The following is a 13,907-nucleotide window of genomic DNA, read 5'->3' on the forward strand; positions in this document are numbered from 1 at the left end:
ATTATTCCTTTAAAAACGATAATTCAGATCAAACGTCACGCCGATGTTCCGCTCGCGCTTGCCGTCGTAAGGATGCTTCTCAAACTGCAGCATCGCGCCGGCGTCCAGCACCCCGTTCCAGCTGATGCGCTGGCCGTAACCCAGTTGGGTGATCGGCTTGCGCGCATAGTCCCGCTGCCAATAGCTGCCGGCGCCGGCCTGGAACTGCTGGCTCCACTCGGTCTGATAATGGCGATACAGAGTGTGATCGAGCGTTAACGACGGCAGCAGCGTGAAGTCGCGCTTCGGGTTGTAATACGGCACGTTCTCCTGGCTGTTGCGGCTGCCGGACAGCGTCAGGTTCATGTCCAGCCGATAACGGGCGCCGGCGAGCAGCCGTTGCCGCCCTTCCAGGCCATATTCCAGCCGGTTGTTGCCGTCCGAGAAGTGCGAAGGCGCCACGCTGGCGCGCAGCTCGCGGCTTTCGTTCTGCTGCCAACGCAGCCACAGGTTGCCGCCGTTGGCGCTGATGCCGTTGGTCAACGCGCGCAGCGGCGTCTCGGCCGACAGGCGCGCCACCGAACCGCCGAGGCGCCATTGATCATTCAGGTCATACCAGGATGAAAGGCGCAGGCCGAGCTCATTGCCGTGGCCGTAGTTGCGGTTGGCCACCTCGGCTTCCAGCCACAGATCGCGCGAGCGCCACTCGGCGCCGGCGCTGAGATCGCGGTTGATGCCCTTGCCCTCGTCGAACTGGCCGGTGTTGAATCCCCAGCCGGTGAACAGCCGCCAGTTGTCGTCGATCGGCGGTGAATAGAGCGCGGCGTGAATGCCGAAATCGTGGCTGCCGCTGACCGGCCCGTCGGAATCGATGCCCTGATTGCCGCTGATGCGCAGTTCAGACATGTGGTGAATGCGGCGCGAACGCTCGAGCTGCTGAGCGGCGACGCTTTCCGGCGCGCGTTGGATGACGTCGTCGGCCAGCAAATCCAGCTGCCGCCACTCCTGCAATTCCTGCGCGACATAGCCCTGCTGGATCTCCAACGGCAGGCTGCGCGGCTCCAGCCCTTCCACCTGCTTCAACTCGTCCTCGGCGCGGCGCGGCCAGCCGCGCGCCAAATAAACGCTGGCCAATGAGATGCGCAGCCCCTGATTGCCCGGCGCCGTGCGCGCCAGATGGGTCAACTGCCGTTCGGCCTCGGCCAGATCGCGTTGATAAACCCGTGACTGCGCCAGCAGCGATTGGCCGACCAGCCAGTCATCGTTGTAGGCCAGCGTCGGCAGCTGGTACAAGCGGGTCGCGTAGGGATAGCGCTGGCTGACGCGCTGCGCCAGCAACGCCGCCCGATCGATGCGTTCGTCCTCCGCCTGCGCGTAAAACAGATCGGTTTCGTCTTCGGCGGTCACCGCCTGCGGCGCGGCGGCGTTCAGGCGGCTGAAAATGGCCTGCGCCTTATCCGGCTGCTGCAGGTAGAGGTAGGCGGACGCCGCCCAGCGCTGGGCATAATCCGGCACCGTGCGCCCTTCCGCCTGCAAGGTTTGATACTCGCTCACCCCATCGGCCATGCGATAACGCGCCAGCAGCGCGCCCAGGCGATCGATACGCGCCTGCTGGTAGCTGTCCTGCGCCTCCGGCAGCGGCCGCCACTGCGTCAGCAGTTGGTCATAGCGCGCCAGCGCGCGGTCGGCGATGACGAAGCGTTCCTGTTCGCCACGAGCATCGATAAACGACAGCCGCACCAGTTCGGCGGCTTCATCCGCCTGCAGGCGCCGCTGCTGCGCGGGCGGCAATGCCAGCCCCTGGCTTGCACGCAGCGCCGGATCCGCGACCCGGTTCGCCGCCAGCAGCGTCACGTAATAAGCCTGAATGCCGGCGTCGGACGGCGCCAGCGCACGGGCGCGGGTCACGTTTTCCAACGCCGCCCAGCTGCGGCCGGCGGCCTGATCCACATAGGCGCGCGTCAGATACCACGTCGCCGGTTCCAGTAACTTCTCCGCTTTGGCCGCTTCCGTTTGCGCCTGCGCATCCCGCCCGGCATCCGCCAGCGTCATCACGTAGCCACGCTGCAGGCCGCCGTCGGCGGGAGCGAGCTGCAACGCCGCTCGCCACAGGCGCAGCGATGGTTGCCACTGCTTAAGATTGCGGTAGGCGCGGGCCGCCGTCGCCAGGCTGGCGCTATCCCGCTGCAGCGCGGCGCCGTCGGCACGCCAGAGTGCGACCACCTCTTCGTCATGGCCGGCCCAACCGGCCACCTGGATATAATCGGCTCGCTGCTGCAGGCTCAACCCCTCCCGAGCGCGCCGCTGCGATAAATACGCCAGCACCGGCGCGGTATCGCCCGATCTGGCCTGACGGATCAGCGCGTCATAGCGCTCATCCGCCAGCGCGGCGGCCGGCAGGGATAAACCGATAAACAGCAATGACGCCGCATATTTGGTGACGTGGCGTTCGGTAAAGCGTAATGAACGCGAGTTAACTTTAGGCACGAGGTATTCCTTTAATCCGTGAGCTGCTGTCCTGGCAGAGTGCAAATGCGAGCAGGCACCCGAAAAGTCGGCTAGAGCCGTCGGGTAATAAGCATGGAGTAATGAATATTTCTGTCTGGCGCAAACATAAAGAGAATCGAATGCGCCTTTGCCTAAAAAGAGTATTTTATAAAGCTGCCGGTGAATACCGCAGCCAGGTGATATCTGCCTGAAACTGGAATTTCACAATTGTTAATAAGTGAAATAATAAAAATTAAACCACCACAAATCAAACACATGAACTTTTATCATGATCAATATTCTTATTTTCACCCTTCCGTGTGAAATTGTATAAAAACCGGCGTGATATTTGATTTTAATTCTCATTATCACCCATCAACAGGGATATTAATCCAAACACCTAATTAAATAATCTTTCTTCCCGGAAAAAATAATAAGAATATTGCTCACAAGGAAATTAAATTTGCCTGCTAATAATTATTATTTTCAATTTAAATTCCCCCACGGCTGCGTTCATGCTGGCTATCTCCCGGGCATGCCGTCACAATAGCGCCTCATTCAGGCCTCAATCAGGGATTGCCATGTACAGCCACTACCCCGCCCATTACACCTTCGATCGCGACAGCGATGCCTGGCAGATCGGTTTTCACGACTTCCCCGAGTGGCAATCTGCCTGCTATAAACGCGAAGACATCGAGCTGGAAGCGCAGGAAAGCCTGCTGGCCGCCATCGCCGCCGCGATGGACGAAGGGCTGCCCCTGCCCGCCCCTTCCCCTGTGCAAACCGATGATCTGAGAGTACATCTGCCGACGCTGGTGGCGCTGAAGATCGAGCTGCACAACGCCATGCTGCGCAAAAACACCGGCAAAGCGGCACTGGCGCGCAAGCTGGGATTCAACGGCGGGCAAATGGAGCGGTTGCTGGATATCGGCTACGCCTCGAAGGTTGAGGCGTTGGAGCAGGCGCTGTATCTGCTGGGCTACGAAGTGCGCGTGACAATAAGCGAAGTTTGCCAATAGGTTAGCGGCAGGTAAGCGAAATATTATCCAACGGGGCTAAATTTTCCCCGTTTTGCGCCGATATGATCGCTACCTAATCACTTGTCGCAACAACGAAGGCTAAAAATGGAGTGGAGTCGCCGTCATATTTGGGCTGTTATTCTGCTGTCTTGTCTCGTTTTTTGGGTCATTTTGGCGACCGGCATCAACGCCGTCGCCTGAGCGCCTGCCGCCGCATTGCAATACCTCGATTTTATAGCCCGCTGCGGCGGGCTACTTCCTGGCGCTTGCCCATAAAAAGCGTTATAAAACAGCCCTCACTGTGCAAAAAACAGCCAAAAATTGTGATCAAAAACACAGTATTGAAATCAGACCAGTATTGAGAGTACATTAGCGCCGATCCTGTCGCGGTTCGGATTTTACCTCACGGAGCATGAGGCGCGACAACCGGACAACCCGCGCTCGAGGACGTTGTTCTTTCGCTTGGAAGAATCCGCCCGACAAGCAGGTTGCCCATAAAATACTCAGCACAACAATCGGGATCATTGCTGGCGAGGACTCCAGACAGGAGTTGTTCAGTGAAATATTTTTTGATGGGCGTGTCATTCATGCTGGTTGCCTGGGTTGGCACCTTCATGTTGATGGTTGCCTGACAGCAGCCTGACCGGGAACACAGACAAAGGGACGCGCAAGCGTCCCTTTGGCGTTTCGGCTAGCGATCATTTGCCCGGCATCATGCGGCGCAGGGTGTCGTCCTTGCGCAGATAGTGATGATACAGCGCCGCCAGCGCATGCGCGCCAATGATAAAGTAGCCAACGTTTGCCAACGTCTCATGCACCGTTTTGACCAGCCGGCGCATCACCGGATCCGGCGTCACCCACTGCGGCACCGGCCAGCCCAGCAAAGACCACGATTTGCCGCCGTAGGCCAGGGTTAACATACCCAGCAGCGGCAACATCAGGAAGACCACGTTCAGCAGCCAATGGAAGATCTTGGCGCCCACTTCCTGCCATTCCTCCAGCGGCGGCGTGATCGGCGGCGCAGCGCGGAAAGCGCGCACCGCCAACCGAATCAGCATCAGGGCAAAGACCGATACCCCGAAATCAAAGTGCAGATTTTTGACCACCGGCCCCCACGCCTCCGGCATCGAATCCTTCAGCAACATCGCCGAATAGGTGAGGATCACCAGCAGCAGCGTCAGCCAATGTAAAACGATTTGCGATCGCGCGTAGCGGTTGCTCATACACTCAATCCAAAAAATAAAACTCAGCGTAGTCGAGCATAATGGGGAAATAATGAAGAAAACCTTGGGACGGAAAAAATAAGGCCGGGTGAACGCCCGGCCTGACAGGATTATTTGGCGCTGCCCGCCTTGCCCGGCTTCAGCAGCCCGTCCGCGCGGAACATCGCCTTGATGCCGCGCACCGCCTGGCGGATACGGTCCTGATTCTCGATCAGCGCGAAGCGCACGTGGGTATCGCCGTAGTCGCCGAAGCCGATGCCCGGCGAGACGCAGACCTTGGCTTCCGCCAGCAGGCGTTTGGCGAACTCCAGCGAACCAAGGTGGGCATAAGGCTCGGGAATTTTCGCCCACACGTACATCGACGCCTTCGGATTTTCCACCATCCAGCCGGCCTCATGCAGCCCCTTCACCAGCACGTTGCGGCGCTGCCGATACTGCTCGGCGATATCGCGCACGCACTGCTGATCGCCTTCCAGCGCGGCGATGGCCGCCACCTGCAGCGGCGTAAAGGTGCCGTAGTCGTGATAGCTCTTGATGCGCGCCAGCGCGCTGACCAGCTCGGGGTTGCCGACCATGAACCCGATGCGCCAGCCGGCCATGTTGTAGCTTTTCGACAGGGTGAAGAACTCCACCGCAATGTCTTTCGCCCCCGGCACCTGCATGATCGACGGCGCTTGCCAGCCGTCATAGACGATATCGGCATAGGCCAGATCGTGGATCACCAGCACGTTGTACTGCTTGGCCAGCGCCACCACCCGCTCGAAGAAATCCAGCTCCACGCACTGCGCGGTCGGGTTGGACGGGAAGCCGAGGATCATCATTTTCGGGCGCGGAATGGTTTCCCGAATGGCGCGCTCCAGCTCACCGAAGAAATCCACGCCGTCCACCAGCGGCACCGAACGCACCTGGGCGCCGGCGATCACCGCGCCGTAAATGTGGATCGGGTAGCTGGGGTTCGGCACCAGCACGGTATCGCCGTGATCGAGGGTCGCCAGCATCAGGTGCGCCAGCCCCTCTTTCGAACCGATAGTGACGATGGCTTCGCTTTCCGGATCGATGTCCACCTGATAACGATCGGCATACCAGCGCGAAATGGCGCGACGCAGGCGCGGAATGCCGCGCGAGGTGGAATAACCGTGGGTGTCGTCGCGCTGGGCGACGGCGCACAGTTTTTCCACGATGTGCGGCGGCGTCGGGCCGTCGGGGTTACCCATGCTGAAGTCGATAATATCCTCGCCGCGACGGCGCGCGGCCATCTTCAGTTCGGCGGTGATGTTGAATACGTAAGGGGGAAGGCGTTCAATGCGCGTAAAACGGCGCTGTGGACTGTTATCAGCCATAGGGGATTCCTCGATAGACGTTAGCGCCCGGACCGTCCGAGCGACGCTGGCCAGCGAACTGACCGAATATCGAACATAGCGCAGCGCCGACGAGCTTGTCGATACCCGGCGCGATATTTTTATTTGCCGCCCTGAAACTCCGCCGCCAGCAGCCCAAACAGCCAGTCGTCGCACCACTGCCCCGCCAGACGGTAGTTGTCGCGCAGCGTGCCTTCAAGCTGAAAACCGCACGACTCCAGCAGGCCGCGCGAAGCGAGGTTGCCCGCGGTTACGGTGGCGGTCAGCTTGTGAAAACCGCAGGCGTTCACCGCAAAATCCAGCACCGCCCGCAGCGACTCCTTGCCATAGCCCTTGCCCTGGCCGGCAGGCAAACTCCCGTATCCCACTTCCGCCTGCCGATACGGCACCCACTGCGGGCGAAAGCCGGTAACGCCCACCGCCTCCCCGCTGTGCTTCTCACGCATCACCAGGCACAGCCACTGCTCACCGTGTTTGTCCCAGGCCGGCAACCGCTCCTCGAACCGGGCGCGGATCTCCGCTTCGCTGCGCGGATCGGAGATGTAACGGATCACCTCGGGATCTTGGTACAGGCGCAAAAACAGCGGCCAATCCTCGGCGGTTATCGACTGTAAGTGCAGACGTTCAGTGACCAGCTTCATAAAATCTCCGAAAAACGAAAAAGAGGAACTTACGAATGAAATATATCTCTTTATTTTCCCCGATTGGTTGCCGATAATCATTCACGTTAAAACCACAAAACCATAACGTCTTGCCCGATTCCCTACAACCGCTCGCCGCAGTCACTCACGCGGCACGAGGAGAACACCATGGCCTCTTTAGTCATCGACGATATTCCGCAGACGATCGTTAACGTCAAGCGCCAGCTGCGCCAGGCATTGCCGAACTACCGCGACGTATTTCTGGCGCTGGAAGAGAACATCCGCGGCCAGGTCGAACAGATCCGGCGCGAGCTGGCCGCCGGCCACAATCCGGTGCCGCAGATCGACGCGGAAGATATCCTGCAACAGCGCGTCAGCGAACAGCAGATAGCACTGATCAAACAGCGCGGCGCCTGCGCCATTCGCGGCGTGTTTCCCCGCTCCAAGGCCGAGGGCTGGAACCGGGAAATCGGCGACTACCTCGAGCGCAACAACTTCGTCGAGCGGTTGAAAAACGCCGCCGAAGACAACTATTTCGGCAAACTGGCCGCCAGCAAACCGCAGATCTACGGCATCTATTGGTCGAAACCGCAGGTCGAGGCGCGGCAGGATGCGCGCATGCATGCGGTGCAGGTGTTCCTCAATAGCCTGTGGGCCACCGAGAGCAACGGCAAACAGCATTTCGATCCGACCCGCGTCGCCACCTATGCCGATCGTACCCGCCGCCGCCCGCCGAACTCCTCGTCGCTGGGTCTGTCGCCGCACGTCGACAGCGGCACCATCGAGCGCTGGCTGGACGAAAACTTCCGCTATGTGTATCGCCACGTTTTCTCCGGCGACTGGCAGCAGTACGATCCCTTCGCCGCCGACGGCCGCACCGAGGTGCGCGAGATAGCCTCCCCGGCGGTCTGTTCGATGTTCCGCACCTTCCAGGGTTGGACGGCGCTGACGCCGCAGCGCACCAATGCCGGCACGCTGAACCTGGTGCCGATCGCCAATGCCATGGCCTATGTGCTGCTGCGCGCGCTGCAGGACGACGTCGCCGACGACGATCTGTGCGATGCGGCGCCGGGCCGCGCGCTGTCGATCTCGGAAAAATGGCATCCCCTTTTATTAAGTGGGATTTCCCCTATTCCCGATCTGGAGCCGGGCGACACGGTATTTTGGCACTGCGACGTGATCCACGCGGTGGAGAACGAGCATAACGGCGAGTTCGACAGCAACGTGATGTACATCGCCGCCGCGCCGGGCTGCGAGAAAAACGACGCCTATCTGCAGCGCCAGCTGCCGAGCTTTATCGACGGCAGAACGCCGCCGGACTTCGCCCCCGACGACTTCGAGGTGGATTTCGACGGCCGCGCCACCGCCGACCTGCTGACGCAGCTGGGTAAAGCGCAGCTCGGCATGGGCTGATCCCCCGCCCGTGGCGCGCGCCACGGGCCCCTTTCGCTGTGGTATACTGCCGCCATCCGTAGGCCGCAGCGAGAACCCGTCGTGCACCCTTTTTTTGAAATGCTGTTGGCGGTGTTTGATCGCGCCGCGCTGATGTTGATCTGTCTGTTTTTCCTGACCCGCACCCGGCTGTTCCGCCAACTGCTGCAAAAAGAAGACCATACGCCGCTCGAGCTCGGCATCGTCACGGCGATCTTCTCGCTGTTCGCGCTGTTCAGCACCTACTCCGGCATCAACGTCGAAGGGTCGCTGGTCAACGTGCGCGTCATCGCCATCATGGCCGGCGGCATCCTGTTCGGCCCCTGGGTGGGGATCGTCACCGGCATCGTCGCCGGGGTGCACCGCTATCTGATCGACATCGGCGGCATCACCTCGGTGCCTTGTCTTATCACCAGCATCATCGCCGGCATCAGCGCCGGCTACATCAACCTCAAGGTGAAAAAAGAGCAGCGCTGGCGCGCAGGCATCGTCGGCGGCATGCTGTGCGAATCCCTCACCATGCTGCTGATCGTGCTGTGGGCCAAGCCGACCGAGCTTGGGTTGGACATCGTGTCGCAGATTGCCCTGCCGATGATCCTCGGCACGGTGTGCATCGGCCTGATCGTGCTGCTGGTGCAGAGCGTCGAGGATGAAAAAGAGGTGATCGCCGCGCGCCAGGCCAAGCTGGCGCTGGATATCGCCCACAAGACGCTGCCCTATTTCCGCAACATCAACAGCGAATCGCTGGCCACCATCTGCGATATCATCCGCCAGGACATCCGCGCCGACGCGGTGGCGATCACCGATACCCACCAGGTGCTGGCCTACGTCGGCGTAGGGCGCGAAGCCTACCCGATCGGCCGCGAAGGGCTGAGCCGCGTCACCCGCGAAAGCATTCGCCACGGCAAAATCATCATCAAGAACAACCTGGAAAACCCGGCCGCGCCGCAGATCCATTCGCAGCTGGTGGTGCCGCTGTGGGAAAAAGGCGAAGTGACCGGCGCGCTGAAAATTTACTACTGCCACGCCCACCAGATCACCAACACGCTGAAGGTAATGGCGGTCGGGCTGTCGCAGATCATCTCCACGCAGATCGAGGTTTCCCGCATCGAGCATCTGCGCCAGATGGCGGACAAAGCCGAAATGCGCGCGCTGCAGAGCAAGATCAACCCGCACTTCCTGTTCAACGCGCTGAACGCCATCTCTTCCTCTATCCGCCTGAATCCGGACACCGCGCGCCAGCTGATCATCAATCTGTCGCGCTACCTGCGCTACAACCTGGAGCTGAACGACGAACTGATCGATATCCGCAAGGAGCTGCATCAGATTCAGGACTATATCGCCATCGAACAGGCGCGCTTCGGCGCCAAGCTGACGGTGATTTACGACATCGACGACGACGTCTCGGTGCGCATTCCCAGCCTGCTGATCCAGCCGCTGGTGGAAAACGCCATCGTGCACGGCATCCAGCCCTGCAAGGGTAAAGGGGTGGTGGTGATCGCGGTGAAAGATCAGGGCGATCGGGTGAAGATTTCGGTGAAGGATACCGGCCACGGCATCAATCAGGAAACCATCGACCGGGTGGCGCGCAACGAGATGCCGGGCCACAATATCGGCCTGCTCAACGTGCACCACCGCGTGTCGCTGCTGTATGGTGAAGGGCTGCATATCCGCCGCCTGGAGCCGGGCACCGAAATCGCGTTCTACATCAGCAAAAACGGCGGCAAGCTGCATCAGGAACCGAGCGCGCCGCCGGTCGGGGAGGCCTCATGAAAGCCATCATCGTGGAAGACGAATTCCTCGCGCAGGAAGAACTCAGCTACCTGATCAAGAAACACAGCAATATCGATATCGTCGCCAGCTTCGAGGACGGCCTCGACGTCCTGAAATACCTGCAAACCCACCAGGTCGACGCCATTTTCCTCGACATCAATATCCCGTCGCTGGACGGCGTGCTGCTGGCGCAAAACATCAGCAAGTTCGCGCATCGCCCGTCGATCGTGTTCATCACCGCCTATAAAGAGCACGCGGTGGAAGCGTTCGAGATCGAGGCGTTCGACTATATCCTCAAGCCCTATCACGAAGCGCGCATCGTCACCATGCTGCAAAAGCTGGAGGCGCTGCATCAGCGCCCCGCCGGCGCGGCGGAACCCGCCAGCGCGCCGAGCCGCGGCAGCCACAGCATCAACCTGATCAAAGACGAGCGGATCATCGTTACCGACATCAACGACATCTACTACGCCGCCGCCGATGAAAAGGTGACGCGGGTCTATACCCGCCGTGAAGAGTTCGTCATGCCGATGAACATCACCGAGTTTTACGGCCGGCTGCCGGAAGCGCATTTCTTCCGCTGCCATCGCTCTTACTGCGTTAACCTGGCGAAGATCCGCGAGATCGTGCCCTGGTTCAACAATACCTACATTCTGCGGCTGAGCGATCTTGAGTTTGAAGTGCCGGTCAGCCGCAGCAAGGTGAAAGAGTTTCGCCAGCTGATGCGCCTGTAAGCGCTTACCAGCGCGGGCCCGGACGGTAGTAATAGCCGGGCGGCGGCGGTGGCGGCATGCGGTAATGCGGCCGGTCTCGCCAGTCGCGCCGCGGCGGCCCGTAGTAAATCACCCGTGGCGGCGGGCCATAATAGTACCCGCGCGGGCGTTCATACCGGTGGTGATCGGCCCACCAGCGCGGATCGCGCCAGCGATAGCCGTCCCAGTAGTGGCCGCGATTATCGCGATCGCCGATATGCAACGACAGGCCCGGCACGTTCACGCCGATGGACACGTCGGCCTGGCTCGCCAGCGGCAGCGCCAGCAGCGCGGCCAGTAACAACAGCGTTTTTTTCATTTCATGGACTCCTGCAGAGCGGACCTCGTCCGATCGCAGATAACATAGTCCCGCGCTCATCGCCGCTCTATAGGCGCAATGCCGATTTACGCCATTCAGACGCATCCTTCACAATTTCACCACAATCGTTCACCGGCAGTTAACAATAAATCGTTGATATCTTTGATGTAGATCACGAGCCACCCACGGCATTTCACGCGCTTTTCGGCGCAAAAACGGCAACTCACGCCGCATAACATGCATTTCATTCCTTCCGCCGTGCAACTCATTCCCGATCCGCCGCCCGCCGGGGGGGCCGGCCATATAATAAGCCCATACCGCGGGAACACAGCTTCACCCCGCAAATTTCAGCCAGCGGCTCACGCCCGGCAACGCACACACAGGAAGGAGACCGGCCATGAACACCAAACCGGCAAATCGCAGCTTAATCGTTCTCGGCACCATCATCTGTCAGATGGGCCTGGGCACCATCTACACCTGGAGCCTGTTCAACCAGCCGCTGGTCGACAAGTTCCACTGGGGGCTGGCGGACGTCGCCACCACCTTCTCCATCACCAGCTTCTTCCTGGCCTTCGCCACGCTGTTCGCCGGCAAGCTGCAAGAGCGCTTCGGCATCCGCAACCTGACGCTGTGTTCCGGCATTCTGGTCGGCCTGGGCCTGATCGCCAGCGCCCACGTCAGCTCGCTCGACATGATCTACCTGCTGGCCGGCGTGGTGGTGGGCTTTGCGGTCGGTATCGCCTACATCTCCACCCTGTCCAACCTGATTAAGTGGTTCCCGGCCAATAAAGGCCTGATTTCCGGCATCTCCGTCGGCGCCTTCGGCAGCGGCAGCCTGCTGTTCAAATACGTCAACGCCGCCCTGATCGCCGACGTCGGCGTTTCCGGCGCCTTCTTCTACTGGGGCGCCATCGTGATGGGCCTGATCGTCGTCGGCTCCCTGCTGCTGAAAGAGCCGGTGCTGGCGACCAACGCCGCGCAGCAAGGCGCCAACGGTCTGGGCAACGACTTCAGCGTGCGCCAGATGCTGGCCACCAAAGAAGCCTATCTGCTGTTCACCATCTTCTTCGCGGCCTGCATGAGCGGTCTGTACCTGATTGGCATCGTGAAAGACATGGGCGTTCAACTGGCCGGGATGGATTTGGCCACCGCCGCCAACACCGTGTCCGCCGTCGCCATCTTCAACACCGCCGGCCGCATCATCCTGGGTACGCTGTCCGATAAAGTGGGCCGTATGCGCGTCATCAGCTTCACCATGTTGGTTACCGTGCTGGCGATTGTCGCGCTGAGCTTCATGACCCTGAACCACACGCTGTTCTTCATCTGCGTCGGCGCGGTGGCCTTCTGCTTCGGCGGCAACATCACCGTGTTCCCGGCGATTGTCGGCGACTTCTTCGGCCTGAAAAACCACAGCAAAAACTACGGCATCATCTACCAGGGCTTCGGCCTGGGCGCGCTGGCCGGTTCGTTCGTCGCCAAATACTTCGGCGGCTTCCACGCCACCTTCATGGTGATTGGCGTCCTGTCCGCCGCCTCCCTGCTGATTACGCTGTTCATCAAAGCGCCGAAAGCGCTGGAAGCGGAAACGGCAGAAACCGCCCAGACGGCGGAATTGGCCAAAGCCTGATCCCCCGCGAAAACGACAAGGGGCGCAACCTGCGGGTTGCGCCCCCTTTTTTTATTACTTCATCTCTGGGCTTACAGATGCATGCCCAGCGTTTGGCGCAGATGCGCGCCGGCACCCAGCAGGCCCGGCTGGCCGTGCGTTATCATGAACACCGGGATGTCGCGCACATAGTCACGGAAACGCCCTTTGTCTTCGAAGGCGGCGCGGAAGCCCGAGGCCTTGAAGAATTCCATAAAGCGCGGCACGATGCCGCCGGCGATGTACACGCCGCCGAAGGTGCCCAGATTCAGCGCCAGGTTGCCGCCGAAGCGCCCCATGATCACGCAAAACAGCGACAGCGCACGGCGGCAATCGATGCAGCTGTCGGCCAGCGCCCGCTCGGTGATGTCCTTCGGCTCCCATTTTTCCGGCAGGCGGTTGTCCGCCTTGACGATGGCGCGATACAGATTGACCAGGCCCGGCCCGGATAGCACGCGCTCGGCGGAAACGTGCCCCACTTCACCGCGCAGCACCTCCAGAATGATGTCCTCTTCTTCGCTGTTCGGCGCGAAATCGACATGGCCGCCCTCGCCCGGCAGGCTGACCCAGCGGCGATCGATGTGCACCAGGTGGGCGACGCCCAGCCCTGTGCCGGCGCCGTACACCGCGATCGGTTTGCCCGGCTGCGCATCGCCGCCGCCAAACTGCAGCACGTCATCCGGCGAAAGCATCGGGATCGCCATCGAGACGGCGGTGAAATCGTTGATCACTTCCAGGTGGCTCAGCCCCAGGCTGGCCTTCATTTCTTTGATCGAGAACGCCCAGCTGTGGTTGGTCATCGCCACCCAGTCTTCGGTCACCGGGCAGGCGATCGCGATACAGGCGTCCTGCACCTCGATATCGCACGCTTTCAGGTATTGGCGGATCACCGCCTCCAGGCTGTCGAACTCCAGGCCGGAATAGGTTTTCGCCTGGGTAATTTCACCCGTCGCAACAGTGCACAACGCCAGGCGGGCATTGGTGCCGCCAACATCACCCACGAGGGCATAGGTCATTGATTTCGTCTCCGCAAAATGAAAAATAAAAAGCTGCCCACACTGTAAAATCCTGCTGCGAAAACAACAATCACCCGCCCCGGATCTGCACCCCAATAGCGATCCGGATCACAAAAAACGTTTCAGCTTGCCCGCGACGCCGCGCCTTGAAACAAATTGCGGCAAAAAACGCCCCCAGGCGACTGTTAACCGTCATCGCCGCCGGGCAATATCAATGCGTGCCTGCGCGCCGATAGTCTGGCAAGCTGTGGCCACAGCCCAACCACC

Annotated in this window: 12 protein-coding genes; 6 read left to right on the plus strand and 6 right to left on the minus strand. The window is 60.5% G+C overall.

Annotated elements, in window-relative coordinates:
* Positions 1-9: 9 nt before the first annotated feature.
* Entirely contained in the window at positions 10-2,466 is a 2,457-nt protein-coding gene (gene pgaA / locus ACF8MC_RS10995; protein ID WP_164105196.1) for a poly-beta-1,6 N-acetyl-D-glucosamine export porin PgaA, read from the minus strand.
* A 581-nt stretch (positions 2,467-3,047) separates the two neighbouring features.
* On the opposite strand from pgaA, the gene ACF8MC_RS11000 reads away from it, so the two are divergent.
* Positions 3,048-3,485, plus strand: coding sequence for an antitoxin HicB (locus ACF8MC_RS11000; protein WP_060452513.1), 438 nt, complete (start codon positions 3,048-3,050; stop codon positions 3,483-3,485).
* 557 nt (positions 3,486-4,042) lie between these two features.
* Positions 4,043-4,117: a membrane protein YpdK gene (ypdK, locus tag ACF8MC_RS11005; RefSeq protein ID WP_099782600.1), complete on the plus strand. Its 75-nt coding sequence runs from the start codon at positions 4,043-4,045 to the stop codon at positions 4,115-4,117.
* Positions 4,118-4,183: 66 nt separating this feature from the next.
* Here the strand turns inward: ypdK and ACF8MC_RS11010 are convergent, their stop codons facing one another.
* The 3 genes from ACF8MC_RS11010 to ACF8MC_RS11020 form a co-directional block, all read right to left on the minus strand.
* Positions 4,184-4,708: a cytochrome b gene (locus tag ACF8MC_RS11010; RefSeq protein WP_164105195.1), complete on the minus strand. Its 525-nt coding sequence runs from the start codon at positions 4,706-4,708 to the stop codon at positions 4,184-4,186.
* A 110-nt stretch (positions 4,709-4,818) separates the two neighbouring features.
* Complete coding sequence (gene alaC / locus ACF8MC_RS11015; protein ID WP_033648107.1) at positions 4,819-6,048, minus strand: alanine transaminase; 1,230 nt, start codon at positions 6,046-6,048, stop codon at positions 4,819-4,821.
* A 119-nt stretch (positions 6,049-6,167) separates the two neighbouring features.
* The gene (locus ACF8MC_RS11020) at positions 6,168-6,707 is read right to left on the minus strand and encodes a GNAT family N-acetyltransferase (protein ID WP_033648108.1); all 540 of its coding nucleotides are present in this window, start codon (positions 6,705-6,707) and stop codon (positions 6,168-6,170) included.
* Positions 6,708-6,875: 168 nt separating this feature from the next.
* On the opposite strand from ACF8MC_RS11020, the gene ACF8MC_RS11025 reads away from it, so the two are divergent.
* The 3 genes from ACF8MC_RS11025 to ACF8MC_RS11035 all read left to right on the plus strand — a co-directional run bounded on the left by ACF8MC_RS11025 (position 6,876) and on the right by ACF8MC_RS11035 (position 10,642).
* Positions 6,876-8,120 (plus strand): DUF1479 domain-containing protein, encoded by a 1,245-nt coding sequence (locus tag ACF8MC_RS11025; protein WP_164105194.1) that lies wholly within the window; start codon positions 6,876-6,878, stop codon positions 8,118-8,120.
* Positions 8,121-8,219: 99 nt separating this feature from the next.
* Positions 8,220-9,911, plus strand: coding sequence for a sensor histidine kinase (locus tag ACF8MC_RS11030; RefSeq protein ID WP_033635418.1), 1,692 nt, complete (start codon positions 8,220-8,222; stop codon positions 9,909-9,911).
* A complete protein-coding gene (locus tag ACF8MC_RS11035) occupies positions 9,908-10,642 on the plus strand; it encodes a LytTR family DNA-binding domain-containing protein (protein ID WP_033635419.1) in 735 nt (244 codons plus the stop codon). Before ACF8MC_RS11030 ends, ACF8MC_RS11035 begins: the two co-directional genes overlap by 4 nt.
* 4 nt (positions 10,643-10,646) lie before the next feature.
* On the opposite strand, the gene ACF8MC_RS11040 is transcribed toward ACF8MC_RS11035, so the two are convergent.
* The gene (locus tag ACF8MC_RS11040; RefSeq protein WP_025303752.1) at positions 10,647-10,979 is read right to left on the minus strand and encodes a DUF2502 domain-containing protein; all 333 of its coding nucleotides are present in this window, start codon (positions 10,977-10,979) and stop codon (positions 10,647-10,649) included.
* Positions 10,980-11,376: 397 nt separating this feature from the next.
* Between ACF8MC_RS11040 and ACF8MC_RS11045 the strand changes: the two genes are divergently transcribed.
* Positions 11,377-12,606: an OFA family MFS transporter gene (locus ACF8MC_RS11045; protein WP_060430736.1), complete on the plus strand. Its 1,230-nt coding sequence runs from the start codon at positions 11,377-11,379 to the stop codon at positions 12,604-12,606.
* A 71-nt stretch (positions 12,607-12,677) separates the two neighbouring features.
* Here ACF8MC_RS11045 and glk read toward each other — a convergent pair whose 3' ends face one another.
* The gene (glk, locus tag ACF8MC_RS11050) at positions 12,678-13,640 is read right to left on the minus strand and encodes a glucokinase (protein ID WP_047571104.1); all 963 of its coding nucleotides are present in this window, start codon (positions 13,638-13,640) and stop codon (positions 12,678-12,680) included.
* Positions 13,641-13,907 lie beyond the last annotated feature (267 nt).

The organism is Serratia sp. LACPHL-BACT-2024-00286, assembly GCF_043109535.1.
GTDB lineage: Bacteria > Pseudomonadota > Gammaproteobacteria > Enterobacterales > Enterobacteriaceae > Serratia > Serratia sarumanii.

Bases quoted from the DNA above. Each gene is read 5' to 3' on its own strand.
- ACF8MC_RS11000 (WP_060452513.1), top strand. From the start codon at position 3,048: ATGTACAGCCACTACCCCGCCCATTACACCTTCGATCGCGACAGCGAT.
- ACF8MC_RS11010 (WP_164105195.1), bottom strand. From the start codon at position 4,708: ATGAGCAACCGCTACGCGCGATCGCAAATCGTTTTACATTGGCTGACG.
- alaC (WP_033648107.1), bottom strand. From the start codon at position 6,048: ATGGCTGATAACAGTCCACAGCGCCGTTTTACGCGCATTGAACGCCTT.
- ACF8MC_RS11020 (WP_033648108.1), bottom strand. From the start codon at position 6,707: ATGAAGCTGGTCACTGAACGTCTGCACTTACAGTCGATAACCGCCGAG.
- ACF8MC_RS11025 (WP_164105194.1), top strand. From the start codon at position 6,876: ATGGCCTCTTTAGTCATCGACGATATTCCGCAGACGATCGTTAACGTC.
- ACF8MC_RS11030 (WP_033635418.1), top strand. From the start codon at position 8,220: ATGCTGTTGGCGGTGTTTGATCGCGCCGCGCTGATGTTGATCTGTCTG.
- ACF8MC_RS11035 (WP_033635419.1), top strand. From the start codon at position 9,908: ATGAAAGCCATCATCGTGGAAGACGAATTCCTCGCGCAGGAAGAACTC.
- ACF8MC_RS11040 (WP_025303752.1), bottom strand. From the start codon at position 10,979: ATGAAAAAAACGCTGTTGTTACTGGCCGCGCTGCTGGCGCTGCCGCTG.
- ACF8MC_RS11045 (WP_060430736.1), top strand. From the start codon at position 11,377: ATGAACACCAAACCGGCAAATCGCAGCTTAATCGTTCTCGGCACCATC.
- glk (WP_047571104.1), bottom strand. From the start codon at position 13,640: ATGACCTATGCCCTCGTGGGTGATGTTGGCGGCACCAATGCCCGCCTG.